This window comes from Bradyrhizobium sp., from assembly GCF_030646015.1.
Taxonomy (GTDB): Bacteria; Pseudomonadota; Alphaproteobacteria; order Rhizobiales; family Xanthobacteraceae; genus Bradyrhizobium.
The window spans coordinates 87,095-111,080 of the sequence record NZ_JAUSLT010000101.1; the positions used below are offsets into that span (position 1 = coordinate 87,095).

A 23,986-nucleotide genomic window follows, 5' to 3' on the forward strand; every position below is an offset into this window, starting at 1 on the left:
CGCTCGCCATATTCCAGCCGCCGATGCGGCGCGCCGTTAAGCAACATCCTGTTAATAGCGGGGACTGACAGCACACGGTCTTTTTATTTTGCAGTGCAGCAACTATCTGGTCCTGATGGGGTTAATAAGCCTCTCACGAAGGAGCCGCCGTTGTCCCTCGCCGATAATATCGAATTCCTGCGACGCCTGCCTAAGCTGAACGGTTTCAATGGCTTGGGGGGTATCGGGCGGAATCTGCGGCCACCCGTGGACAGTCCGCTGGTGGAAACCGCTGATTTTGGGTCCAATCCGGGCGCACTCCGGATGTTTTCGTTCGTGCCCGATCATCGCCAGGCGGTGCCGGCGCTGGTCGTCGTCCTGCACGGCTGCGGACAGACTGCGGCCGGCTACGATCTCGGCGCCGGCTGGTCGATGCTGGCGAAGCATTACGGTTTTGCCTTGCTGATGCCGCAGCAGCAATCGGCGAACAACGGCAATGGCTGTTTCAACTGGTTCAATCCGGAGGATACCGCGCGCGACAGCGGCGAGGCCTGCTCGATCCGGCAGATGATCGCGCGGATGGAGCTCGATGTCGGCATCGACGCGCGACGCGTCTTCGTCACCGGGCTTTCCGCCGGCGGCGCCATGACCTCGGTGATGCTGGCGACCTATCCGGAAATTTTCGCCGGCGGCGCCATCATCGCCGGACTGCCGTTCGGCGTCGCCACCAACATGCGGGAAGCGCTGAGCGGCATGTACCAGTCGCCGTCCCGCCCCGCCGCCGAATTGGGCGATCTGGTGCGCAACGCCTCGAGCCACAAGGGCCCCTGGCCAAAACTGTCGGTCTGGCACGGCAGCGCCGACCGCACCGTCAACCCCGCCAATGCCGACGAGATCGTCAAGCAGTGGCTCGATGTGCATCAGCTGCCGTCGGCGCCGATGTCCGAGGCCGATGTCGACGGCTACCCCCGCCAGGTCTGGTGGAACGCGGATGGCGACACCATCGTCGAATCCTACACCATCACCAACATGGCGCACGGCACGCCGCTCGGGATCGGTGACAATGACGAGCGCTATGGCGCGCAGGGGGCGTTCCTGATCGAAGCGGGCATTTCATCGTCCTATCACATCGCGAATTTCTTCGGCCTCACCGAATGGATTCATCTGGCTGCCAGGGAGACGGCGAAGGAAACTGCGAAGGAAACGGAAAAGCCAGCCGTGAAGACAATTGCGGCCGCCGAGGGCGCACCGGATCTGACACGGGTGCTCTGGCCGATGACCACGCTCAGTCGCCGTCCCGAGCCGGCTCCGGCCGCGCCTCAAAAGCGCCCCGGCATCGATGTCAGCGCCGTCATCACCCGCGCGCTCACGGCCGCCGGCCTGATGAAATAGCGGCCATGCCGGGCCGCGCCGGCATCTGCCCGGCCGGCACGGGCTATTTTGTTCCATCGATACCGGATTTATTTGGAACCAAAGGCCGTCTTGCGCGTTTGGGGCTGTGACCGGCGGTTACGTTCCGGCTGCTCGTTTGGGCTGAACCAGCCACCGATCGTGTTGAATGTTGAAGGTCAGTAAACCGGGTTCTGCGGATTTTCTCTCCGGCGGCGGGGAAATGGGCGCATTGACGCGCGCCCATGACTGGTCGGCGAGTCCGCTCGGCGAGCCCGGGAGCTGGCCGCAGAGCTTGCGCACCGCGGTGCGGATTGTGCTCAATACCAACCACCCGATGTTCATCTGGTGGGGCCCCGAACTCATTCAATTTTACAACGACGCCTATCGCCAGACCATGGGACCCGAGCGCCATCCGAGCGCGCTCGGCCAGCGCGGCCGGGACTGTTGGGCCGAAATCTGGCCCGTTATCGGCCCCCAGATCGAACAGGTGATGAGCGGTGGTGGCGCCACCTGGCATGAAAAGCAGCTGGTGCCCGTCACGCGTTACGGCAAGCTCGAGCAGGTCTACTGGACCTACAGCTACAGCCCGATCGACGAGGATGACGGTATTGGCGGCGTGCTGGTGGTCTGCCAGGACGTCACCAGGGATGTCGTCGCCGCCGAGGCCTTGCGGGAGCGCGAGGCCGAACTGGCCCGGGTGCAGCAGATCGGCCGGATCGGCGGGCTCGAGGTCGACCTTCGCACCGGCTTCCGCAACCGCCGGTCGCCGGAATATCTGCTGATTCACGGGCTGCCGCCGGATGCCGCCAACGAGACCCATGATGAGTGGGTGCAGCGCGTCCACCCCGAGGACCGCGAAGCCGCCGAACAGAAATTTCGCGATGCCATCGCCAGCGACGTGCGCGAGTACAGTGTGCAATACCGGATCATCCGGCCGAGCGACGGCGAGGTCAGGTGGATTTCGGTCAAATCCACCATCGAGCGCGACGGGAACGGAACGGCCACCCGGCTGGTCGGCGCGCACAGCGATGTCACCGAGCAGGTGGTGGCGGACCAGGCACTCCGGCAAAGCGAGGAGCGATATCGCAAGCTTGCGGACCAGCTGGCGGAACTGAATGCGACGCTGGCCCAGCGCGTCGAGGAAAAGACCCGGGAGCGCGACCGGATCTGGAACGTGTCGCAGGATCTGTTGCTGGTTTCCGATCGCGACGGCGTCTGGCGAACGGTCAATCCGGCCTGGACCCGAACGCTCGGCTGGAGCGAGGCCGAACTGCTCGACCGCACTTCGGAATGGCTGGAACATCCGGATGACGGCGGCACGACGCGGAAGCAGTTCAAGAAGCTCAGCGAGCGCGAAACCACCGTCAGGTTCGAGAGCCGTTTCCGCCACAAGGATGGCTCGTACCGCTGGCTGTCGTGGACCGGGGTGTCCGACAAGGACCACAATTACGCCGTGGCCCGCGACGTCACCGCGGACAAGGTCGCGGCCGAACGGCTGAAGGACACCGAGGAAGCGCTGCTGCAGGCGCAGAAGATGGAAGCGGTGGGGCAGCTGACCGGCGGCATCGCCCACGACTTCAACAACCTGTTGACCGGTATCGTCGGATCGCTGGACCTGATGCAGACCCGTCTCAACCAGGGGCGGACCGACAACGTCGCGCGCTACATCAATGCGGCGATGACATCGGCGAACCGCGCCGCGGCGCTCACCCACCGCCTGCTGGCGTTCGCGCGGCGGCAGCCGCTGATTCCCAAGAGCGTCGATTCCAATGCGCTGGTGGTGTCGCTGGAGGATCTGCTGCGCCGGACCATCGGCGAGACCATCGATCTCGAGATATCAGCGGCGGAGGATCTGTGGGGCACGCTGTGCGACCCCAACCAGCTGGAAAGCGCGCTGCTCAATCTCGCCATCAACGCGCGCGACGCCATGCCGGATGGCGGCAGGCTCGTCATCGCCACATCCAATGCGCGGCTCGACAGCGCGAGCGCGAATACGCCGGCGCTGTCATCAGGCGAATATATCTGCATCAGTGTCACCGATACCGGCGTCGGCATGAGCGCGGAGGTGGCGGCGCGCGCCTTCGATCCGTTCTTCACCACCAAGCCGATCGGGCAAGGCACCGGTCTCGGGCTGTCGATGATCTACGGCTTCGCGCGGCAGTCGAACGGCCATGTGACGATCGACAGCCGGCCGGGGCAGGGGACGTCGGTGAAACTCTATCTGCCGCGTCACCATGGCGACATCGATCCCGGGCAGGCGTCGGCGGTCCGAGCGGCCGAACATGCCGCGACCGGCGAAACCGTGCTGGTGGTCGAGGACGAGCCGGTGGTGCGCGGCGTCATTCTGGAGATGCTGGGCGAGCAGGGCTACCGCACGCTGGAGGCGGTCGATGGACCGTCGGGCCTGAAAATCCTGCGCAGCGGCGCGCGGATCGATCTGCTGGTCACCGATGTCGGCCTGCCCGGCATGAACGGCCGCCAGCTCGCCGACCAGGCCCGCGAAACCCGCCCCGATCTGAAAATTCTGTTCATCACCGGCTACGCCGAGAGCGTCGTGATCGCGGACGGTTTTCTGCAGCCCGGCATGGAAATGATCACCAAGCCGTTCGACCTCGACAACCTGTCGCGGCGGATTCGCAGCATGGTTTCGGGATAGCGATCGGTCCATTGCCGGGGTCGGCATGACGCATGGTATCGGCGCGGACGCTCACCCTATTGAAGCCCCGGACAAAGTGGCCGATGATCGCGTGGTTGCGTGAGGGGCTTTGAGTCATGCGGATTTCGTGGCCGGTCCGGTCTGCCCTGGTGGCGGCTATCCTGCTGCCTTGTCTGGCGTTGCACGCCGCTCCGGCGTTGGCCGAGAAGCGCGTCGCGCTCGTGATCGGCAACGGCGCCTACCGGAATGCCACCCCTCTGCCGAACCCGCGCAACGACGCGCAGGACGTCGCCGCGGCACTGACCCGCACCGGATTCGAGACCATTGTCGGCGTCGATCTCGATCGCGCCAGCATGGACAAGGTCGCCGTCGCCTTTAACCGCGCCGCGCGGGATGCAGATGTTGCTGTGTTCTACTATAGCGGCCACGCCTTGCAGTTTGCCGGCGTCAATTACCTGATGCCGGTCGACGCCAGACTGACCGATGAGGCCGATCTACGGCTGATGGCGCGGGTCGATGACGTGGTCGCCGACCTGCAGCAGGCGAAGAATCTCCGCATCCTGGTGCTCGATGCCTGCCGCGACAATCCGTTCGCCGAAGCGTTGAAGCGTTCGGTCGGGCGCACCAGGGGCGCCACCCTTGGCAACGGTCTTGCCAAGATGGACAGTCCGAAGGGCATGATCGTCGCTTACGCCACGCAGGCCGGCCGTACCGCCGAAGACGGCTCCGGCCGTAACAGCCCGTATACGGCGGCGTTCCTCAGGAACATCGAGACGCCGGAAGAAATCGGCACGGTGTTTCGCCGGATCAGCGCCGACGTTTACGATGCCACCCGGCGGACGCAGCTTCCCGAGCTGTCGCTGTCGCTGATCGGCGAGTTCTATCTGAAAGGCCGGTCGTCCGCCGCTTCACCGGCGACGGCAAAGTCGGACGAGGTGTCCGCGCTGGAGCAGCGCCTGAAAAGCCTTGAAGAGCGGCTGAGGACGAAAGATGAGCCACAGAGCGCGCTGGCGCCGCCGGCGCGGATGAGTTCGCCGGTTACGGCCGCACCTGCAGCCTTGCCGCCGGCCGTCGGCGCCTACGACCCGGTCGGCGCCGTAACGGCCTTTTACACGGCGCTGTCGGAAGCCAACGGCCGTTCGGCGGTGGCATGGGTGGTGCCGGAAAAGCGCGGTGCCGGACCCTACGTCGATGCCAACATCAGCAAATTCTATTCAAGCCTGCGCGAGCCGCTCAGGATCCTGAGCGTCGAGCGGATCGACGCCGATCATGTCGGCGTCAAGTACAGTTTTGTGCGGCCGAGCGGCAGCGCATGTGCCGGCGACGCCAGGGTCAATACGGTGTTCCGGAAAGGCCGGACATTTATCAAGGGCATCGCGGCGAATTGCTAGGTTCGCCGTCCCTTACATCTCGCCGGTGAGAAACGGATTGGTCATCCGCTCCTGGCCGATGCTGGAGCCGGGGCCGTGGCCGCAAATGAAGCCGACATCGTCGCCGAGCGGCAGCAGCTTTTCGGTGATCGACCTGATCAGCGTGTCGTGGTCGCCGCCGGGAATGTCGCTGCGTCCGACCGAGCCGCTGAACAGCACGTCGCCGACATGGGCGAACCGCATCTCCTTGTTGAAGAAGACGACGCTGCCCGGCGAATGGCCGGGGCAATGCAGGACATCGAAGACGAGCTTGCCGACCGAGACCTGATCGCCTTCCTCGAGCCAGCGGTCGGGTACGAAATCGCGCACGCCGGCCATGCCGAAACGCAAGCCGCTCATCACCACATTGTCGGTCAGGAACTTGTCGTCGATATGGGGGCCGATGATCTCGACCTTCAGCGCGTCGCGCAGGTCGGCGGCGCCGCCGACATGGTCGATATGGCCATGGGTCAGCCAGATCTTTTCCACCGACACATTGGCCTGCTTGATCGCGGCCAGAATCTTGTCGACGTCGCCGCCGGGGTCGATCACCACGGCCTTTTTGGTGGCTTCGCACCACAGCAGCATGCAGTTCTGTTCGAACAGCGTTACCGGAATGATGAGGGCGCCGGCCTTCGCCGTCGCGTCTGATTGCTCGTTGGCTTCTGTTTGCTGGGTCATAGCCGCACAATGCCGATTTTTGGCGGCTCGCCAAGAAAAAGATTTCTTCTCCTCTCCCCCCGCTGTGTCCGCCGAAGCCGTTCGGCGAAGGCGGGCGAAGCGGTGGGGAGGGGCCGGGGGTGGGGGGTGCTTCCGCAAATTCGCTTTCAGAGGAATGCGCCGAAACACCCCCCACCCCCGACCCCTCCCCACCACGCGCAAGGGCGCGTGGGAGGAGGGGAGAAGAAAATCACGCCTCGCGAAGGTTCTATGCTTCCGGCGGACCGTCGTCCGACTTCTTGCGGGCCTGCGCCGCGAGTCGCTCCAGCGCAACCACTTCGCGCAACCATTGTTTTTTCGGCTTAGCCGGAAAGCCGCCCCAGAACTGGCCCGCGGGAACGTTCTCGTAAATGGTGGATCTGGATGCCGTGATCGCCCCCTTGCCGACGGTGATATGCGGGATGATACCGGTGCGCGGCCCGAGCACGACGAAATCCTCCAGCGTCACGCTGCCGCTGAGGCCGGACTGGGCGACGATGATACAATGGCGGCCGACGATGCAGTTGTGACCGATCTGGCAGAGATTATCGATCTTGGTTCCCTCGCCGATCACGGTGTCGCGAATGCCGCCGCGATCGATCCGCGTGCCCGAGCCGATCTCGACGTCGTCATGGATCACCACGCTGCCGACCTGCGGCACCTTGGTATGGCCCTCGGCGCTCAGCAGATAGCCGAAACCGTCCTGGCCGATATCGCATCCGGGGTGGATGACGACGCGGTCGCCGAGATGGCTGTGGGTCACCGTGCAGTTGGCCCCGATCGCGCAATCGCTTCCGATCCGCACGCCCGGGCCGATCACGGCATGCGCGCCGATCAGCGTGCCGGCGCCGATGGTGGCGGACGGCCCGATCACCGCGAACGGATCGACCGTGACGCCCGCTCCCAGCTGCGCCGTCGGATGTACCATCGCCCCCGGCGAGACACCCACGGTGTCGAACATCGAAGCCGGACGCAGCGCGCCGCTGTAGATCTGGCGCGCGACCGCGACAAAGGCGTCATACGGTTTGCGCACGCGCAACACCGCGACGCCTTCAGGGGCATGGCGGACGAAACGCTCGCTGGTCAGCAGGACCCCGGCCTTCGTCGATTGCAGCGAAGCGACGAATTTGGTTTCGGAAACGAAGGTGAGATCGGTCGCCGTGGCCTGATCGACCGGCGCAATACCGCTCACGCGGCGGGAGAGGTCGGCTCCCTCGCACGGCTCGGCCCCGGTCAATGCGGCAATCTCGGCGACGCTCAAATCCGCGGCGCGCGCAAAAAAACTGAACTCGGTCACAATCCCCGCCCCCTCAGGCGGAACTACATAACCCGAGAGGGCGCTATCCCCAAGCCCTATCCGGCAGGTTCCCTCGTCGTCCCTGCCTAGTGCGCAATTGCGCACGGGGCGCAGGGACCCATACCGCGTGATCTATCGTTCGAGCGCTCTATCAGACGTCTTGCACGCGACTACCGCCGCGGCGTATGGGTCCCGGCTCGGAGGCCGGGACGACACCGTTTGTGATGATGCAGATCTACCGCTTGATCTGCGCCTTCAGCGTATCCTCGACCACGCGGTCGAACGACGATGCCTTCGCCGGCGCCTTGGCTTGCGCTTCGGCGACGAATTTGTCGCGCTTGGCCACCAGCGCGCCGAGCTTCTCGTTCAATGCCTTGCGCTGGTTCATCTGCTTGTTGACTTCATCCATGCGCTGCTCCGGCTTCATGGCGCGGAGATTCTCCGGCAGATCATCCTCCTTGATGGCGGAGAAGCTGGTGCGGCCCGCCTTGACGTCGCTGACCAGGTCGCCGTCGCCGGTGACGGCTTCCGACGATGCCTTGGCGCGCTTGTTGAGATAGCTCGCCATTTCGGACGCCTGCGCGGGTGCTGCGGCCGCAACCTGCGATAGCTGCCTTGTCTTGTCCTCGGTGCGCTTCTGCAGCGCCCGCGAACCGTAGGGGATCACGGTGCCGTTGATTTCGCGCTGCAGGATGATGATGTCCTCGTCATAGGGTGTCTCGATGATGACGACCTGGCCGCCGTCCTGCGGGATCGGAATGAAGCGGCCGTTGCCGTTCTGCGCGATGTCGCGCCACACCCGCTCGGTGTCGCGCGCGCTGCCGGCCAGCACCGCGTTGACGAGGATGTCCTTCTGCTTTGCTACTGCCAGCGTGGTCGGATATTTGGTGTCCTGCGCGTAGTCCATATGCGGCGGCGCGTCGCCGACCAGGAACACGATCCGCCTGGTGTCGCCGGACAGCGTCCAGCGCAGTTTGTTGACGGCGACGTCGAGCGCTTCGTTGACGCTTTCGGGCCAGTCGCCGCCGCCGCGCGCCTTCATCTCCAGGAGATTGGCATAGAGGTCCTGGATGTCGGTGGTGAGGTCGAACGTCCGGGTGACGTAATCGTCGCCGACGTCGCGATAGGCGACGAGGCCCATGCGGATATCAGCATCGGGATTTGAGTCCACGATCGCGGTCGCGATCGACCAGATCTTGCGCTTGGCGCCCTCGAGCAGGCCGCCCATCGAGCCCGTGGTGTCCAGCACGAACGCGACCTCGACGGTGGGTTTTGCCTTCGCCGCCGACAGGCCGGCCGACAGCGGCAAGATTGTGAGCGCGAAAGCGAGCGCACGTACGGTGATGACTGACATGTTGTTCTTTCTCCTCCGGTGTTTCGTCCCCTGGAACCGAGAGTTCCCCGGCTTCACGGTCCGCTGAGGTCCGAATCAAGGCCGGGGCGGTACGGAATTGCGGCTGAGTTGGTGCAACCGGTTAATGGCGGCAGGCGCAAAATCGGTTAGGCTGCGTCAATGGAATCGCCCGCCCGTCAGGTCAGCCCCGTGCCGCCGCCGGACCGTCGCCAGTCGGAGACGGCGCTGGCGATCGCGCGCGGCACCGCGCGGCTGCTGCGCTCGCTGGGTTTTTCCTGCATCAGCGAACTGCCGCTGCCGTCGGGACGGCGCGCCGATCTGGTGGCGCTGAACGAGCGCGGCGAGATCTGGATCGTCGAGATCAAATCCTCGGTGGAGGATCTGCGCGCCGACCAGAAATGGCAGAACTACCGCGCCCATTGCGACCGGCTGTTCTTCGCCTTCACCCAGGATCTGCCCTGCGAGATTTTCCCGGCGGAAACCGGCCTGATCGTGGCCGACGCCTATGGCGCGCATCTGCAGTGCGAGGCGCCGGAACACCGCTTGCCGGCGCCGACCCGCAAGCTGATGACGGTCCGCTTCGCGCTGGCCGCGGCCCAGCGCATCAACCGGCTGGTCGATCCGCAGGGGCACAGCGAGTTCTGATCTTCTCCCCTCCCCCCGCGCGGCTCTTCGCCGCGTGGTGGGAGGGGAGCGATAGATCGCCCGGCATTTTACACCATCGCAAAAAAGCTATACGTCGCCTGACATCGATGCCGGGGCGTGGCGCATGCCCTCAACAACAAAATGGAGAAACGCATGGAAAAGGTCGGGTTCATTGGATTGGGACGGATGGGGCGGCCGATGGCGTCCAATCTCTGCCGCAAGGGTTTTCGGCTGACAGTCAACGACATCAACCCGGAGGCCGTCGCCGAACTCGAGCTGCTGCAGGCCGTCAGCGCCGCCACCGTCGCGGAAGTGGCGCAGAAGTCGGACATCATCGTCACCATGCTGCCGAATTCAGCCGTGGTCGACGACGTCGTGTCGCGCGCCGACGGCATCATTGCCAGCGCGAAGCCCGGCTCGCTGATCCTCGACATGAGCACCATCGACCCTGATACCACCGACCGGCTGGCCAGGGCCGCCGCCGCAAAGGGCATCGCTTTCGTCGACGCGCCGGTCGGCCGGCTCGCCAGCCACGCCGATCGCGGCGAATCGCTGTTCATGGTGGGCGGTACGGTGAAGGATTTCGAGCGCGTCAAACCGCTGCTCGAGGCGATGGGCAGCACGATCTATCACTGCGGCGAGGTCGGCAGCGGCACCAGGACAAAGCTGGTCAACAATTTCCTGGCGGTGTCGTCCTGCCAGATGAATGCCGAGGCGCTCGCGCTGTCGCAGCGCTTCGGTCTCGACCTCGAACGCACCCTCGACGTGCTCTATGGCACCACCGCGGTCAACGGCCAGCTCAAGATCGCATGGCCGGCCAAGGTTTTGGCCGGCGATATCGAGCCGGGGTTCACGATCGATCTCGCCCACAAGGACCTGACGCTGATCATCGATGCCGCCAATGCGGCAAAGGTCCCGATGCCGATGGCGGCCGCTGCCCGCGAAGCCTTCAGCACCGCCCGCGCCCGCGGCTTCGGGGATAAGGATTTTTCGGCGATGGTCGACGCGCTGTGCGACCTCGCCGGAATCGAGAAGCCGAGGCTGCCGAAGAAGTAGCAGCTTTCTTACCCTCCCCTGGAGGGGGAGGGTCGGCTCGCATCGCAGATGCGAGACGGGGTGGGGTGACGGTCTATCAATTCGCGCACCTGTTCGGGCTGATAGGCCGTCACCCCACCCCGCCGCTCATTTCATTCGCGTCGACCCTCCCCCTCCAGGGGAGGGTGACCGTCGGTAATTACTCCGGCGGCCTGACGCCGAGATCGCGCAGGATACGGAGCATCACATCACTGTCGCGCTTGAAGATGCGAGCCGTCGTTTCAAGATCGGCCGGGGAACTCAGAATGAAGTTGTTCAGCATCTGCTGAACCTTGGCGTCGGATCCGGCCTGGATCAACAGCATCGCGAGCCGATCGACGATGTCCCTTGGCGTGCCGGTCGGCACGGCGAAGGTGGTGAAGGCGCGCAGGTCGTAGAAGTCGCCGACGGCGCCCTGTTCGGTCATGGTCGGCGTGTCCGGATAGGGCGGCAGGCGGCTGCCGACCACGCCGATCAGGTTTCCGGTCCCCGCCTGGATCACGGGCGCGGCTGCCGCATAGCTTCCCGCGGCGCCATCCAGCGTCTGCCCCGCGATGTCGGTCCACATCGGCGCCTCGCCGCGGTACTGGATGACCTGGAACTGAATGCCGTATTGCTTCGCCATGGTCGCGATCAGGACGTGCGGCGTCGAACCCACGCCGTACGATCCCCAGTTCAGGCTGCCGACTTTCTTTCCATATTCGATGAACTCGCGAAGATTGGTGGCGCCCGTCTTCTTCGCCGCCACCACCGGACCCCCGGCGCCGCTGACCATCGTCAGATAGACAAAATCCTTCTCGGGATCGTAGGGCAGGTCCTTCACCGTCAGACGGTTCTGGATCAGCGACGAGGAAATCGTGCACAGGATGGTGGTGCCGTCAGGTTCGGCGCGTTTCGCTTCGGTCACGCCGATGACGCCACCGGCGCCGGCCTTGTTTTCGACGATGACCGTCTTGCCCAGCTGCCGCGCCAGATAGTCGCTGAACGCCCGCGCGATGCCGTCCGTCTGCCCGCCCGCCGGATACGGCACGATGATGCGAATGGGGCGTGCGGGCCATGCGGGTTGCGCCCCGGTCTTCACGGACGGGGCGCACAACACCACCGCCGAACCCGTCACGAACGTTCGCCGTGTCAATTTTTTCATTTTCCTGCCTGTCGTTTCTTGTTGATCGTACGGCCTCAAGGACCGATTGGGAGTCAGAATAAGGCCGAATGGCGGAATAGCGAAGCGTAATCCGTCGACCAGCTTCTACGCTGCGCTGATCCGATACGCGAGGCAGGCGTGAGCTAGCGAGATTGTTCGAGGTTAGGCAGCGAGCAATAGAGGCGGAAGGATCGCTCTTCACCTCCCCTGGAGGGGGAGGGTCGGCTCACATGAAGCGCAGCGGAATGTGAGACGGGGTGGGGTGACAGTCCATCAACGCGGGCACCGTTCGAAATGAGAGACCGTCACCCCACCCCGCCGCTCATTTCATTCGCGTCGACCCTCCCCCTCCAGGGGAGGGTAAGATCGCGACGCTTCTCCGCGACGCGCGCTTCACCAAATGCGCTGCAAGGTGCGGCGATGAATGCCGAGGCGGCGCGCAGATTTGCGCCTAATCCCCGAAACCGACGAACACCGTGGCTTCCTCCACGGATCGTCGTTCGGATACCACCGCATTGGCCGGGAAATTGTCATCCGGCCAGCCCAGCGCAATACTTTTCATGATGACCTGGTCGTCGGCTATTCCGGCGTGCTCGCGCACCACGGGCGATTGCATGATGCCCTGGCTGTTGATCACGGCGCCCAGCCCGCGGGACCAGGCGGCATTCACCAGCGCGGTCGCCACGGCGCCGCAATCGAACGGCGTATCGTCGCTGCCGTCCAGCACGCGGTCATAGGTCACGATCACGCAGACCGGCGCGTCGAATTGACGGAAGCCGCGCAGCACCCAGTCCTGGCGTTTGTCCTTGTCGTCGCGCGCGATCCCCATGGCGGAGAACAGTTGCTTGGCGACGCCGACCTGCCTGTCGCGGTGCGGACCCGCAAAGGCCTGGCCGGTGCGAAACTCGCGCGACTGCGGGACGCCCGCCACCATCCGCTCGGTGTTGCCGGCGCGGATCCGGTCCAGCGGTTCGCCGGTGATGACGTAGAAATTCCACGGCTGGGTGTTCATCGACGATGGCGCGCGCATCGCCAGACCGATGATTTCCGCAATCAACTCCTTCGGCACCGGATCGGGCTTGTAGCCGCGGATACTCCGGCGACCGAGGATGACGTCATCGAACTGCATGTGGTTGGGATTCCTGGAATGATGTGTGAACTGCTGTGGATTTTCGCAGGTTTCCTGGCCTTCGTGCAAGCCGGACGGAGAGTTCGGACAAGCCCGACATGCCCGCCTCCGCATACTCCCTCAAAAACCGGGGCCGCAGCGCGTATGAGCGAAGCGTAATCCGCCATCCAACGTTCGTGCACCGGCGGGCTACGCTGCGCCGACCCGCCCTTTGCGCTGCCATCCGGGTAGGTTGCAGTCGAAGATGGAAGCACGCTGAAATAGTCTTCGCGTTTGGATTGAAGTCTGATAGTATTCCCGCGGGCTGGCGGTCAGAACGCATTAAAAATGCAACAGCGTTATTTTCGCTGTTGTCGGTTTAACCTGTAACGGGAGAAATCGAGATGACTGATCCTAAAGCGGCCCTTCAGGAGTTGACTGCGCGCGGCATTACCACGCTTGAGCAACTCGCCGAAAGGAAGGCGCGGATGCGAAAGCCGCAACGCATCGACTCCGAGAAGGCTTTGCAGGACATATTGGCGCGATCGGCGCCTCCGGACCCGACATTCAAATCGACGATCGGGCCGCCGGCCTCCTCGGTCGCGCTTGTTCTGGATGGCAAACGAGTCGAGTACAATGCAATCGCTCGCCTCAACGGCCAGCCTTTGGATTACGTGTCCACCACATTGAAGGGCGGCGAGCAGGCACTCGTGATTTTTTCTGATCGGTTCATCATGAAGAACCATCGTTTGCGGCAGTTCCAGGGGGCTCTCCGGGCGATCAACCTGGATGTTGAAAAGGCCTTGTTGGCAGGCGGTCTGCAGCCCTCTTCGACGATCGCCCGAGGGATTGAGCTCGGCGGCCGGATCTGTGTGGACCATTTTTAGAACCCAATGGTTATGTGCCCGATTTAACGGAGTTTGATGCCGGCCTCGGGCCGTTCGGTGGAGATTGGAACGACAAAATTTCTTCCATCGATATGGGCAGGTGTTGGTGTCAGGTTTGGGAGGACATCAATGAGCAGGGCTCCTCTCTCAGCTTCTCCGACGACAAGGCGGAACTGGACAGCATTGGCTGGAATGACCGTATCTCAGGCATCTGGTTTCCATTCATAGGCTGATTGATAGCTTCCAGCTCGTAGGATGGGCGCAGCGTAGGGTGGGCAAAGGCGCGCTCTTCGCGCCGTGCCCACCATCCTTCACCCGCGCAAATGATGGTGGGCACGGCGCAAGGGCGCCTTTGCCCACCCTACGAATCCTGGAATTACGGGAATTACGGTGACAGTGCACTAAACACTCGCGCCGAAAGACCCGCGCCTGATTGGTGAAGATTGTGCACTGTCACCGCAATTCTGAAGATCGTCAGAAGTAAACCTGTGCCGGGCATGCCTTCGATGACGATCGGGACATGCGCCTTGAGTATGCCCGCTGAATTGGGACGACCGCGCTTCGGCAGCATGTAACAGGGCAACACGGCCGATACCTGGAGCCCTATTTCCCCGGCCAGCTTGAGATAATCGCCACTACACCGAATGCGAAGCACGACAATACCAAGGGGGGATACAGAACGAGGGCTGCATTGAACCTCAGGAACTTGCGATGGACGCCCGCCTTGTCGGGACGTCCGACCCAGATCAGGAAGAGCGCAACGGCCAGCAGCAATATCCCCGCGTACACGTTCATCGGCATCTCTCCTGTTGGGCACCGCAGGCCAGGCCGGCCTCGGAGCTGACAAGGCGTCAAGCAGGCGCTTCCTTCGAAGTCGTCCGTGCCATCACGGTAGTGAGTCGGCGCCGCTTCCTCGTGTAAGGAAATTCCTGACACCTCGCGCGCGCCTGAAAGCCGCAAATGCCGATATGATCGGCGCGAACGACTCCCTGGTTGATCGCGTACCTGGGAGGCACCCTTGTGTTTTGGTCGTCCCCGAAAGCCAGATCGAAGGTGATCAAAGTGTCGGATCCGCAGAAGATGAAGATCACGCGGCGAGCCTACGAACTGTGGCAGCAAGCGGGCGAGCCGAAAGACAGGGACGAAGAGTTCTACCTTCAGGCCGAGCGGGAATTGAACGTTGCTTCAGAAACCGCAATGACGACGACAACCCGGCCTGCGCCGTCTCATGGTCGCCTCCAGCTTGTTGGTGAGACTGCGTTACCTGACCTCGATTGCGATGCGGTAAAATCGCGAGAGCGGTCAGCGCGTCGCGGTACCTGAAGCGGTATACCGGCCGCCAAATCACCTCTACGATACAGCCAATGCTGCAAGCATAAGGGGTGAGCCGTCCCCGGAGAGGAAACGATCGCGTGAGCAACTCGCCGTTCCGGCGGATGATCGGGGCACCGGATTTCTGGCGGTTGTGGTATGTCGGCCTGATCGTCTCCACCGTGCGCTGGCTGGAGACCATCGCGGTCGGGGTTGTCGTCTACCAGCGCACAGAATCCGCGTTCCTGGTCTCGATGATGACCATGCTGCGCCTGCTTCCCATGGCTCTCTTCGGCGTGTTTCTCGGCGCGCTTGCGGAACGCTTCGATCGCGGCCGGACGCTCCTCATCGTCGTGCTGATGATGGGCGGCACCTCGGCGGTCGTCGCGGTTCTGGCCGGGACCGGACAACTCGAGATCTGGCATCTCGCGCTGGCGAGTTTCATCAACGGGTGCGGCTGGTGCACCGACAATCCGGTGCGCCGTGTGATGATGGGTGAGGTGGTGGGCCGCGAACAGATGGGCGCCGCGATGTCGCTGGATGTCGGCGCCGGCAATGCAAGCCGTATGGTTGGCCCCGCCGTCGGCGGATTCCTGCTCGCCGGGACCGGCATCCAGGGCGCGTTTATCCTGGGCGTGCTGATGTACGGCACCGCGCTATGGGCGATTCTGGCCATCAGCTCCCGCATTCCCCGCATCGCGGGCTCCGAGGCCGTGCTGGCGCGGATCGCCGAGGGGCTCGCTCTGGTCCGCACCGACAAGCGGCTCATCGGCGTGCTGGTCGTGACGGTGATCTACAATATCTTCGCGTGGCCCTTTACCAGCATGATTCCCGTCATCGGGCGCGACCGTCTGCATCTGGGCCCGGAAGGCGTCGGCATCCTGGCGGCCATGGATGGAATCGGCGCCTTCGTGGGCGCGCTGCTGGTGGGGTTGTGGCTGACCCCGAAATGGTACGGCCGGGCCTATCTCGGCGGCGTCGTCTGCTACCTGATCACGGTGGTGATTTTCGCGCTGGTGCAAAGTCCTGTACTGGCAGGCGTGGCATTGATCGTGACGGGGTTTGGCGGTGCCGGCTTTGCGACGATGCAGGCCACGCTGGTCTATCTTGCCGCGCCACTGCACATGCGCTCGCGCATCCTCGGAATCCTGACCGTCTGCATCGGCACCGGCCCAATCGGCTTCCTGTGGCTGGGCTGGCTCGCGGACCGCATCGGCTCCCACAATGCCGTGGCCGTGACCGGCGCGCTCGGCCTGCTGGCGCTGGCGGCGACCTGGCGTTGGTGGAAGGAGATTTGACGGTGAAGCGACGGGTCGCAGTGCCGTAGGGCGGATTAGCGCAGCGTAATCCGCCATCCAACCTTCGTGCATCGGCGGGTTACGCTGCGCTAACCCGCCCTACGGGCTGTTAGTGAAGCCGTGCATGCCGGCGAAAGCGACGAACGACAAGGGGTGCGTGTCTTGGGCCCGGCCACCAGGCCGGGCCACCTTCAAATCCCACAAGCCTTAATGATGGCCCTTGCTGGCTCGCGTCGGAGGCAGCAGCACCGTGTCAATGACGTGAATGACACCGTTCGATGCCTCGATGTCGGGCTGAATGACGTTGGCGTTGTTGACCTTCACGCCCATTGTACCGTCGACATTCACCGGCAGCCCGGCCGCGGTCTTGACCTTCAGCGACTTGCCGGCGATGTCAGCGGCTTTCACCCGGCCCGGCACCACGTGGTATTTCAGGATCGTTGCGAGCTTGGCCTTGTTCTTGAGCAGGGATTCGACCGTGCCGGGCGGAAGCTTGGCGAAGGCGGCGTCATTCGGCGCAAAAACGGTATACGGGCCCTTGCTCTTGAGCGTGGCCACCAGGCCTGCGGCCTTTACTGCCGCGACCAACGTATTGAACGAGCCTGCCGCAACAGCTGTATCGACGATGTCAGCCGCCTTGGCCAGGGTCGGAGCGAGCAACGCCGTGAGCATCGCGAAGCCGGCAGCGGTGGAACGAATTGCGGAATTCATCATGTTCTCCATTTCATATCATATTTGCAGGTGCTACGGCTGGGTCGCCCCCTCGAGCAGGAGAGCCTGGCCAACCGTCATCGCTCAGGAAACGACGCCCGATACGAACCGGATCACACCGACACGATTTTTTTGATAACTCTCTCGAACGGTGATCCACCGCGCCGCGAATGACGTTTCACTTCTGGAGTTTTACGGATCGAGGTTGGAAGAACCGATGATGGCGAGCATTGAACTCGAAGCTGCTGCCAACGGCACGCTCGATCGAACCGACACACGCGATTCATTGCGGTATGACTGGCAGACGGCGACAGACGCGCTCCGGGATTCTGTACTCGCCGCGTGTTGCGGCTACGGCGGCCATATCGGGGTGGACCATTTGGTAGGCACATCATGAAGCCAACGACTTCTGGAATGACCGGGCTGGCCGTCTTCGTCGTTGGTGTGGTCGGAACCGGCTTCACGCTCGGCTATTTGAACATGCCCGATGCATGGTACGCCGGCCTCAACAAGCCATGGTTCAATCCGCCGAACTGGATCTTTGCGCCGGTCTGGGCGGTGATCTACGTGCTGATCGCGATCGCCGGGTGGCGGACGTGGAATTTCGATCGCCGCGGAACGGCCATGCGATTGTGGTTCGTTCAGATGGGACTCAACTTCCTTTGGCCGCCGACGTTCTTTTCGGCGCATTGGCCCGGCGCCGCTCTCGCGACCATCCTGTTGCTGTTCGCGGCGATTCTCGCGTTCATCGCGTGGCAATGGAAAAGAGACGGGATTTCATCGGCTCTATTCCTTCCTTACGCCGCCTGGATCGGCTTCGCCTCGATGCTCAATCTGGCGATCGTGAAGCTGAATTGAACGTTCCATGCCCGCGCGAACGACCACATCGTCGTGGTTCAGGCCGTAGGGCGGATTAGCGAAGCGTAATCCGCCATCCGGTCTTCGTGCATTGGCGGGTTACGCTGCGCTAACCCGCCCTACGTGCTGACGCAATCTGCCACAAGCGGTCATTTCGCAGAAGGTCACTTGGCCAGGCGGTGGCATCGGACGACGGTGAAGCGGCGATCGCGGCGAGCGTTTTTCAATTGTATGAGAACAAGGGGCGCCGCAGGATCGCGGACGGGGCGACCGCACCGCGCCTCGTCTGTCAGCCCCCGGGGCCGTCCCTCATGATGTAGCCCGTCAGGTCGCCCAAATTGTGCTCCAAGTCCCGGATGATGTCCTTGACGACGTCTCCGATCGAGATCACGCCCACGACCTTGCCCGCGTCCAGCACTGGCAGATGACGAAAACCGCGCGCAGCCATCATTGCCATGCAGCCTTCCAGCCGATCGTCCGGCGTGACCGTCACCGGGTTGCCCGTCATCACCTGCCTTACCGGCGTCTGCTTCGCATCGAGCCCGGGCAGCAGCACCTTGATGGCGCAGTCACCCTGGGTCACGATACCGACCAGCACGTCGTCGTCGATGACCAGCACCGCCCGGACCCGGTTGTCGCGCATCTGGCGCAGGGCTTCGACGACCATGTCGCCGGAACGAACATGGATCAGGTCGCCACTCTTCTGGGCGAGAGCGCTCTTGACTGTGCTCATCGATCCTCTCTCGTGGACCTGTCCTGCCTCGTCTTGATGGCCCGCATTGAGGTTAGTCCAAATATTCTGCCTTGTCAGCACGGCGCCGATGTCGCCGGCGAAGCCTGCCACCGATCCCGACAGCGGGATTTTCACCGCTCGACGGCGTAGCCTTGCTCAGGACCGCAGGGCGGATGAGCGACGCGTAATCCGCCATGTTGCCGAACAAGGGTTCGGCGTTAACCACCGCTAACAGTTCCAGTCCGGGCACGAAGTTTCTTAAATTTTGCTGGTTACTTCTTCTGGGCATGGTGACCTGGGGAAAGACATGAGTAAGCGGGCCAAACGTGGAAAGGCGGAGGCCTTCGCGCTGCCCATGGCCGCGAGAGTTGCAGTTGGCGTCATCGCCGTCGCCGCATTGGGATACGGTTTGTTGTCTCGCCCGGGGAGCGTGCAACCGGTACGGAAGCCGTCCGCGCCCCAGGCCCGGGCGTCGTCAACCCCGGTTTATGTGGCGCCTCCGGTTCATGCATCGGCCCCGGCTCCGATTCCGGCCCCGGCGCCTCTGGTCGAACCGCCAAAGGCCGCTGAGGGTCCCGGAGCCCTTGTGCGGCAGGTGGTTGACTATGCCAGCCGCCAGACTCCGGGCACCCTGATCATCGATACCGGCAACACATTCCTTTATTTCGTTCTGAACGACAGGCAGGCGATGCGCTACGGCATCGGTGTCGGCCGCGAAGGTTTCACATGGTCCGGTGAGCAGACCGTGGCCCGCAAGGCAGAATGGCCGGATTGGCATCCGCCTGCGGAGATGGTCTCGCGTCAGCCTTATCTGCCGCGGTTCATGGCAGGCGGTCCCGGCAATCCGCTCGGCGCGCGCGCGATGTATCTGGGCGAAACCGAGTATAGAATTCACGGCACCAACAAGCCGGATACGATCGGGAAGCGGGTTTCCTCCGGCTGTATCCGGCTGACCAATGACGACGTCGCGGACCTCTATGAACGGGTGAAAGTCGGAGCCAAAGTGATCGTGCTTCCGGCACCCGCTGCCCGTCGACCATCCCAGGGAGCACCGCCCGACGCCGCTTTCCGATCGCCGGACCCGGCATTGCCGTCGAACCGGCCCTCGGCAACTAACGCACAGATGCTTTCACCTGGACCGAAGATCGCCGAGGTCAAGTAACTCAGGGCCGTAGGGCTTTAGGGCTGTAGGGCGGATTAGCGAAGCGTAATCCGCCATCCAGTCTTCGTGCATCGGCGGGTTACGCTGCGCTAACCCGCCCTACGCGCTCGACCTTGGCGATGCGGATACGCGGGCTGGCGACAAGTAACGATGTCCGCTTGTCGGCTAAGCTCGGACATGCGCGGCAGATGGCGCGACGTCCGAAAAGTGCCAAACACGGAAATGAGCCCTAGGCGACCTCTACTCGCGCGGGCGTCGATTCTAATTGCATCGGGCGACACCCAAAAAGAGCCGGGAACCAACCGCCTTGTTGGTCGTTTTGCAATTTGGAGGCAAATCCGATGCAGGACACCCGAAATCGCGTACCCGCCAATACCGACGCCGAAATCAACAAGAAAATCCGCGACGAAACAGATGCGCGAGTCCGATATTATCAACAGCATAAGAACGATATCCGTTCTCGGCTCCGCCAGCTTGATGAAGAATGGGACATTGAGAGGGCCATCGAGTGCAATGCCTCTGCGCTCGCCTTCACAGGCGTCGTCCTGGGAGCCACAGGCGATAAGAGGTGGCTCCTTCTGCCAGCGATGGTGACGGCATTTCTATTCCAACACGCTATCCAAGGATGGTGTCCGCCGGTGCCTATCCTTCGACGTATGGGCTTCCGAACGGCCTCTGAGATAGAGCAAGAGCGGCAAGCACTCAAAGCTCTCCGTGGCGATTTTGCTGGTATTTCCAACGATAATGCCGACGCAATTCTCAGTGCAGTGCGGGCATGACGCATAGACATCGGTGGCAGACAGCGGGTGAGCATTTGGCAGCGGTTCGCACCTCGTCGATCTTGCAGGAAGGTAGAAAAAGCGTCAATATTCACGCAAGTTTGGGTGTCATCCGGGGGATTCCCCGTCAAGAAAGCCGATCTTGCGCGAGCCTTTACAATTCCCGCCTCCCGACTCGGTTGATTTTGCGGAAGCCGAACACGAACGGCTCGTCGCTGCACTGAAGGCTTCCCGAGCGGGCACCTGGCGTTGGAACGTAGCCACCAACATCGTAGAATGGGACGACGCCCTGTGCGATGTGTACGGCATTAAGCGAAGAGATGCCCCCACGAATTCCGAAGAATTTCTTGCTCTTGTGCACCCCGACGATCGCGCTGCAGTTTGGGCGGCAATCAGTGCTTGCATCGAGAAGGGCACAGACGCCGACTACCAGTTTCGTGCCGTGGTCGGAAATTCCGTGTGCTGGATTTATGACAGAAGCGCTCTCATTCGAGATGCAGAGGGGAATCCTGCCTACATGCTTGGCGCTTGCCTTGACGTAACCGATCGGCGTCGTATCGAGGAAGAGCGCGACAAACTACTTGAGAAACAGACTTTGCTTCTCAGAGAACTGAGCCACCGTACGAAAAATCATTTAAGCATGATCATTTCGCTGCTGAGGCTGAAGGGAGCGCGGCAGAAAGACCCGGGTGCCAAGCAGGATTTTGAGCGTGCCATCGAGCGCGTACACACCATCGCGTTCCTGCATGAGCACTTGTACCGCAAGGATGTGTTCGATCGGATCAACATAGAATCCTACCTCGAAGATATCTGCGCCAGTCTTGAACTGTCCCTCCTTGCTGAAAGAAAAATTGCCATAGTCCGTGAGCTACAGGCAGCCGAGTTGCACATCGACCTGGCAGTCCCGCTCGGCCTCATCGTCAATGAGGTTGTGACGAACGCAGCCAAGTATGCATTTTTGCCCGGTGAAGCGGGGCGGATTGTGATCCGGTTCCGCAGGCGTGGCGACCAAGGCATACTTACCATTTCAGATAATGGTCGAGGCCTCGCAGAACCCGTTAAATCGCGAGGCATCGGCACAACACTTATTAGGTCGCTGGCCAAACAAATTGGGGCTCGAGTCCGCGTGGTCACCCGCAACGGGCTCACATATTCATTCGTGTTCCGAACGCTGGAGTAGATGTGGCACAAGTATTCGTATTGTGACTCACCGAAAACAATGCACAGCGTCGCGTTGAACAGGTTCTCGTCTGATGGTGTGCGACTTGGCGGCAAAACTTGCCAAAAATTGGCTGATGTCAGCTTTGGGTCATTCGCGTCGCTTTTGGCATGCCAATCGATGTCCGGTCAGCTGGCATCGTCGGACATCACGAGCGCGCGAACGGCGTCACTCGACTTGATTGTCAAGGCGACGCGACATTCGCAGGGCCGTAGGCGGATTAGCGAAGCGTAATCCCGCCAATTTCATGAACCAGCTCACATCCGCGCGGATACTTTGCCGCCCATGCGGCAGCGGGTGATGTCCGAGAAGTGCCCCAGAAGCGGAAGCTCGCCCTCGTAGTAGTGCGAGCTATTGGCTACTCGAACTCGAAATCGCTTTTGAGGAAGCATTCCATTGGGATGGGTCACCCCGCTGCGTATCGGCTGGGCCTAAACTCGTGGACGCTTCACGCCTGAGCGCGCCGTCCTCGATGTAGACAATTCGGTCGGCAAATCCGAAAAGCCGCGGATCGTGAGTCACCACCAGAACGGCCCGGCCTCGCTCCTTGGCGATCGCAGAGAGGATCGCCATCGTCGCCTGCCCGTTGGCGGCGTCCAGCGCGGCAGTCGGCTCATCGGCGAGGATGGCGGAAGGCTCCGCCACGATGGCTCGCGCGATCGCGACCCGCTGTTGCTCGCCGCCGCTGAGTTGGCGGGGGAAAGACTCCAGTTTGGATGCCAGCCCGACGCTCGCCAGCACGTCCCTGGTCTTTGCCATTGCCTTGGGCCCGCGCTCGCCGCGCACGTCGAGGGCCAACAGAACATTTTCGGCGGACGTCAACGTGGAGAACAGATGATAGGATTGGAACACGAAACCGATATGCTGCCGCCGGATCTTCGCGAGTTGCTCGGGCCGCGCCCCGCTGGTGGTGGTGCCGCAAATCCGGACGGTGCCGACGGTAGGCGCAAGCATGCAGCCAAGAATCGACAGCAGGGTCGTCTTGCCGCTGCCGGACGGCCCCATCAACACCGTCAGTTCACCGCCGTTGAGTGTCAGGTTGACATCCTTCAGCGCCTGCACCGATGCCGGGCCGTCGCCAAAGCTCTTGCCGACATTCGCAGCCTCTATGACGGACTCGGTCATCGGGTCAGCACAATCGCGGGATCGACGCGGACGACGCGATAAATCGCGGTCATCGCCGAAACGATGCACATGACGATCGTGAGAACGAACAACTCGACTATCAAAACAGGCGTAATCACCACCTGAAGCGCGCTCTTCGCCGTGAAATGAACGACGCCGCTTCCGATCAGCGCGGCAATGCCGAATCCGATGACGGCATTGACCAGCGCCTGACAGATAATGACCTGATAGATATAGCTGTTCGAGGCGCCCATCGCGCGCAACGTGGCGAACTCGTAGAGGTGGTCTTTCGTGCTGGAATAGAGCGTTTGTGCGACGATGACAGTTCCGACTATAACCCCGAGCAGTGCGCCTGCGACGAGTGCTGCGCCGGCTCCCGTCCGGAAAAGCCAGAACGACCGGCTTTGTTCGCTGAACTGATCCGGAGTAAGCGCCTGAATGCCCGAAATGCTCGAAAGAATACTCTGACGGGTCCGCTCGATATTGGCTTCCGGCTTCAGCCGGACCAAGAAATGGCTGGCAAAATTCGTCGGCAATCCGGTGAAGGCCCAGGCATCGCGAAGACCGGAGAATACATAGGGCGTCGTCGTGAAAGAACGAATGCCGTCCGTGACCGCACCTACCGTTACCGGCAGGCCGCGAATTTGAGCGGTTGTGCCGACGCCGGACGCACCGAGCCGATCGTAATAGGACCGATCGATCACCACTGTTCGGGGAGTAATCAGACTCTGGGCCGTCCCTTCCACGACATTCCAGGGAGACAATCCGCCGGAGGCCAGGTCCGTTCCGATGATGAATACCGAAGTCATGACTCCATCCGGCAGGCGCCAGGCGGAAAATCCAGCCACCCCTGCAGCGACTTCGGACACTCCTTCGATCTTCAGGAGGCGCTCTTTCGTCCCGGTGTTGAGAAGCGAGAGATCTTCGAAGTATTTCGTTCCCTTCGAAACGATCCATAGATCGGTCTTGGTATGATCGATCACGGTCGTGATCATGGCGCTGAAGCCGAAGTAAAGGCCCATCTGCACCATCACCAGCACCACCGAGAACACGATGCCCATGAGCGAGGCGACAAAGCGAAGCCGGTCCTGGAAAAGATTTCGCATGGCCAGCGTAAGAACGAGCGACATATTTAGGAGCCAGGGT

At 62.4% G+C, this 23,986-nt stretch carries 23 protein-coding genes; 13 read left to right on the forward strand and 10 right to left on the reverse strand.

The window, feature by feature from the left end; all coding sequences use genetic code 11:
• Positions 1-150 precede the first annotated feature (150 nt).
• The 3 genes from Q7T45_RS16505 to Q7T45_RS16515 all read left to right on the forward strand — a co-directional run bounded on the left by Q7T45_RS16505 (position 151) and on the right by Q7T45_RS16515 (position 5,418).
• On the forward strand, positions 151-1,371 hold the full coding sequence (locus tag Q7T45_RS16505) for a PHB depolymerase family esterase (RefSeq protein WP_304872011.1): 1,221 nt from the start codon (positions 151-153) through the stop codon (positions 1,369-1,371).
• A gap of 166 nt (positions 1,372-1,537) precedes the next feature.
• Positions 1,538-4,027, forward strand: a complete 2,490-nt coding sequence (locus Q7T45_RS16510) for a PAS domain-containing protein (protein ID WP_304872012.1) — start codon at positions 1,538-1,540, stop codon at positions 4,025-4,027.
• 116 nt (positions 4,028-4,143) lie between these two features.
• Positions 4,144-5,418, forward strand: a complete 1,275-nt coding sequence (locus tag Q7T45_RS16515; RefSeq protein WP_304872013.1) for a caspase family protein — start codon at positions 4,144-4,146, stop codon at positions 5,416-5,418.
• A 12-nt stretch (positions 5,419-5,430) separates the two neighbouring features.
• Here Q7T45_RS16515 and Q7T45_RS16520 read toward each other — a convergent pair whose 3' ends face one another.
• The 3 genes from Q7T45_RS16520 to Q7T45_RS16530 all read right to left on the reverse strand — a co-directional run bounded on the left by Q7T45_RS16520 (position 5,431) and on the right by Q7T45_RS16530 (position 8,786).
• Positions 5,431-6,117, reverse strand: a complete 687-nt coding sequence (locus Q7T45_RS16520) for an MBL fold metallo-hydrolase (RefSeq protein ID WP_304872015.1) — start codon at positions 6,115-6,117, stop codon at positions 5,431-5,433.
• A 247-nt stretch (positions 6,118-6,364) separates the two neighbouring features.
• A complete protein-coding gene (gene lpxD / locus Q7T45_RS16525) occupies positions 6,365-7,432 on the reverse strand; it encodes a UDP-3-O-(3-hydroxymyristoyl)glucosamine N-acyltransferase (RefSeq protein WP_304872016.1) in 1,068 nt (355 codons plus the stop codon).
• A 235-nt stretch (positions 7,433-7,667) separates the two neighbouring features.
• On the reverse strand, positions 7,668-8,786 hold the full coding sequence (locus tag Q7T45_RS16530; RefSeq protein WP_304872017.1) for a vWA domain-containing protein: 1,119 nt from the start codon (positions 8,784-8,786) through the stop codon (positions 7,668-7,670).
• Positions 8,787-8,945: 159 nt separating this feature from the next.
• Between Q7T45_RS16530 and Q7T45_RS16535 the strand changes: the two genes are divergently transcribed.
• Together Q7T45_RS16535 and Q7T45_RS16540 are read left to right on the forward strand one after the other, a co-directional pair.
• Positions 8,946-9,431, forward strand: coding sequence for an MmcB family DNA repair protein (locus Q7T45_RS16535; protein WP_304872018.1), 486 nt, complete (start codon positions 8,946-8,948; stop codon positions 9,429-9,431).
• Positions 9,432-9,584: 153 nt separating this feature from the next.
• Positions 9,585-10,487 carry an NAD(P)-dependent oxidoreductase gene (locus Q7T45_RS16540; RefSeq protein WP_304872019.1) on the forward strand — a complete coding sequence of 301 codons (903 nt, stop codon included), beginning with the start codon at positions 9,585-9,587 and terminating at the stop codon, positions 10,485-10,487.
• A gap of 178 nt (positions 10,488-10,665) precedes the next feature.
• Here Q7T45_RS16540 and Q7T45_RS16545 read toward each other — a convergent pair whose 3' ends face one another.
• Both Q7T45_RS16545 and Q7T45_RS16550 read right to left on the reverse strand, forming a co-directional pair.
• Complete coding sequence (locus tag Q7T45_RS16545; protein WP_304872020.1) at positions 10,666-11,649, reverse strand: tripartite tricarboxylate transporter substrate binding protein; 984 nt, start codon at positions 11,647-11,649, stop codon at positions 10,666-10,668.
• Between the two features lie 451 nt (positions 11,650-12,100).
• A complete protein-coding gene (locus Q7T45_RS16550; RefSeq protein ID WP_304872021.1) occupies positions 12,101-12,778 on the reverse strand; it encodes a nitroreductase in 678 nt (225 codons plus the stop codon).
• Between the two features lie 383 nt (positions 12,779-13,161).
• Here Q7T45_RS16550 and Q7T45_RS16555 point away from each other — a divergent pair, with 383 nt between their 5' ends.
• Positions 13,162-13,644, forward strand: coding sequence for a hypothetical protein (locus Q7T45_RS16555; RefSeq protein ID WP_304872022.1), 483 nt, complete (start codon positions 13,162-13,164; stop codon positions 13,642-13,644).
• Positions 13,645-14,247: 603 nt separating this feature from the next.
• On the opposite strand, the gene Q7T45_RS16560 is transcribed toward Q7T45_RS16555, so the two are convergent.
• Entirely contained in the window at positions 14,248-14,439 is a 192-nt protein-coding gene (locus Q7T45_RS16560; protein ID WP_304872023.1) for a hypothetical protein, read from the reverse strand.
• Between the two features lie 267 nt (positions 14,440-14,706).
• On the opposite strand from Q7T45_RS16560, the gene Q7T45_RS16565 reads away from it, so the two are divergent.
• Together Q7T45_RS16565 and Q7T45_RS16570 are read left to right on the forward strand one after the other, a co-directional pair.
• Complete coding sequence (locus tag Q7T45_RS16565; RefSeq protein WP_304872024.1) at positions 14,707-14,967, forward strand: DUF2934 domain-containing protein; 261 nt, start codon at positions 14,707-14,709, stop codon at positions 14,965-14,967.
• An 89-nt stretch (positions 14,968-15,056) separates the two neighbouring features.
• Positions 15,057-16,253 carry an MFS transporter gene (locus Q7T45_RS16570; protein WP_304872025.1) on the forward strand — a complete coding sequence of 399 codons (1,197 nt, stop codon included), beginning with the start codon at positions 15,057-15,059 and terminating at the stop codon, positions 16,251-16,253.
• Positions 16,254-16,460: 207 nt separating this feature from the next.
• Here Q7T45_RS16570 and Q7T45_RS16575 read toward each other — a convergent pair whose 3' ends face one another.
• On the reverse strand, positions 16,461-16,925 hold the full coding sequence (locus Q7T45_RS16575; protein WP_304872057.1) for a fasciclin domain-containing protein: 465 nt from the start codon (positions 16,923-16,925) through the stop codon (positions 16,461-16,463).
• 256 nt (positions 16,926-17,181) lie between these two features.
• Here Q7T45_RS16575 and Q7T45_RS16580 point away from each other — a divergent pair, with 256 nt between their 5' ends.
• Together Q7T45_RS16580 and Q7T45_RS16585 are read left to right on the forward strand one after the other, a co-directional pair.
• Positions 17,182-17,361, forward strand: a complete 180-nt coding sequence (locus Q7T45_RS16580; protein WP_304872026.1) for a hypothetical protein — start codon at positions 17,182-17,184, stop codon at positions 17,359-17,361.
• A 17-nt stretch (positions 17,362-17,378) separates the two neighbouring features.
• Positions 17,379-17,822 carry a TspO/MBR family protein gene (locus tag Q7T45_RS16585; RefSeq protein WP_304872027.1) on the forward strand — a complete coding sequence of 148 codons (444 nt, stop codon included), beginning with the start codon at positions 17,379-17,381 and terminating at the stop codon, positions 17,820-17,822.
• A 289-nt stretch (positions 17,823-18,111) separates the two neighbouring features.
• Here the strand turns inward: Q7T45_RS16585 and Q7T45_RS16590 are convergent, their stop codons facing one another.
• Positions 18,112-18,555 (reverse strand): CBS domain-containing protein, encoded by a 444-nt coding sequence (locus Q7T45_RS16590; RefSeq protein ID WP_304872028.1) that lies wholly within the window; start codon positions 18,553-18,555, stop codon positions 18,112-18,114.
• Positions 18,556-18,862: 307 nt separating this feature from the next.
• Here Q7T45_RS16590 and Q7T45_RS16595 point away from each other — a divergent pair, with 307 nt between their 5' ends.
• The 3 genes from Q7T45_RS16595 (at position 18,863) to Q7T45_RS16605 (ending at position 21,676) form a co-directional block, all read left to right on the forward strand.
• The gene (locus tag Q7T45_RS16595; RefSeq protein ID WP_304872029.1) at positions 18,863-19,717 is read left to right on the forward strand and encodes a L,D-transpeptidase; all 855 of its coding nucleotides are present in this window, start codon (positions 18,863-18,865) and stop codon (positions 19,715-19,717) included.
• 341 nt (positions 19,718-20,058) lie between these two features.
• Positions 20,059-20,496 (forward strand): hypothetical protein, encoded by a 438-nt coding sequence (locus tag Q7T45_RS16600; protein WP_304872030.1) that lies wholly within the window; start codon positions 20,059-20,061, stop codon positions 20,494-20,496.
• Positions 20,497-20,638: 142 nt separating this feature from the next.
• Positions 20,639-21,676, forward strand: coding sequence for a sensor histidine kinase (locus Q7T45_RS16605; RefSeq protein WP_304872031.1), 1,038 nt, complete (start codon positions 20,639-20,641; stop codon positions 21,674-21,676).
• A gap of 390 nt (positions 21,677-22,066) precedes the next feature.
• On the opposite strand, the gene Q7T45_RS16610 is transcribed toward Q7T45_RS16605, so the two are convergent.
• Both Q7T45_RS16610 and Q7T45_RS16615 read right to left on the reverse strand, forming a co-directional pair.
• Complete coding sequence (locus Q7T45_RS16610) at positions 22,067-22,840, reverse strand: ABC transporter ATP-binding protein (RefSeq protein ID WP_304872032.1); 774 nt, start codon at positions 22,838-22,840, stop codon at positions 22,067-22,069.
• Positions 22,837-23,970, reverse strand: coding sequence for an ABC transporter permease (locus Q7T45_RS16615; protein ID WP_304872033.1), 1,134 nt, complete (start codon positions 23,968-23,970; stop codon positions 22,837-22,839). Before Q7T45_RS16615 ends, Q7T45_RS16610 begins: the two co-directional genes overlap by 4 nt.
• Between the last annotated feature and the right edge of the window lie 16 nt (positions 23,971-23,986).

Coding starts and splice junctions, on each gene's coding strand:
- Q7T45_RS16510 (WP_304872012.1), top strand. CDS start 1,538: ATGTTGAAGGTCAGTAAACCGGGTTCTGCGGATTTTCTCTCCGGCGGC.
- Q7T45_RS16590 (WP_304872028.1), bottom strand. CDS start 18,555: ATGAGCACAGTCAAGAGCGCTCTCGCCCAGAAGAGTGGCGACCTGATC.
- Q7T45_RS16600 (WP_304872030.1), top strand. CDS start 20,059: ATGCAGGACACCCGAAATCGCGTACCCGCCAATACCGACGCCGAAATC.
- Q7T45_RS16580 (WP_304872026.1), top strand. CDS start 17,182: ATGATGGCGAGCATTGAACTCGAAGCTGCTGCCAACGGCACGCTCGAT.
- Q7T45_RS16610 (WP_304872032.1), bottom strand. CDS start 22,840: ATGACCGAGTCCGTCATAGAGGCTGCGAATGTCGGCAAGAGCTTTGGC.
- Q7T45_RS16585 (WP_304872027.1), top strand. CDS start 17,379: ATGACCGGGCTGGCCGTCTTCGTCGTTGGTGTGGTCGGAACCGGCTTC.
- Q7T45_RS16520 (WP_304872015.1), bottom strand. CDS start 6,117: ATGACCCAGCAAACAGAAGCCAACGAGCAATCAGACGCGACGGCGAAG.
- Q7T45_RS16550 (WP_304872021.1), bottom strand. CDS start 12,778: ATGCAGTTCGATGACGTCATCCTCGGTCGCCGGAGTATCCGCGGCTAC.
- Q7T45_RS16535 (WP_304872018.1), top strand. CDS start 8,946: ATGGAATCGCCCGCCCGTCAGGTCAGCCCCGTGCCGCCGCCGGACCGT.
- Q7T45_RS16530 (WP_304872017.1), bottom strand. CDS start 8,786: ATGTCAGTCATCACCGTACGTGCGCTCGCTTTCGCGCTCACAATCTTG.
- Q7T45_RS16595 (WP_304872029.1), top strand. CDS start 18,863: ATGAGTAAGCGGGCCAAACGTGGAAAGGCGGAGGCCTTCGCGCTGCCC.
- Q7T45_RS16615 (WP_304872033.1), bottom strand. CDS start 23,970: ATGTCGCTCGTTCTTACGCTGGCCATGCGAAATCTTTTCCAGGACCGG.
- Q7T45_RS16560 (WP_304872023.1), bottom strand. CDS start 14,439: ATGAACGTGTACGCGGGGATATTGCTGCTGGCCGTTGCGCTCTTCCTG.
- Q7T45_RS16545 (WP_304872020.1), bottom strand. CDS start 11,649: ATGAAAAAATTGACACGGCGAACGTTCGTGACGGGTTCGGCGGTGGTG.
- Q7T45_RS16515 (WP_304872013.1), top strand. CDS start 4,144: ATGCGGATTTCGTGGCCGGTCCGGTCTGCCCTGGTGGCGGCTATCCTG.
- Q7T45_RS16575 (WP_304872057.1), bottom strand. CDS start 16,925: ATGCTCACGGCGTTGCTCGCTCCGACCCTGGCCAAGGCGGCTGACATC.
- Q7T45_RS16540 (WP_304872019.1), top strand. CDS start 9,585: ATGGAAAAGGTCGGGTTCATTGGATTGGGACGGATGGGGCGGCCGATG.
- Q7T45_RS16555 (WP_304872022.1), top strand. CDS start 13,162: ATGACTGATCCTAAAGCGGCCCTTCAGGAGTTGACTGCGCGCGGCATT.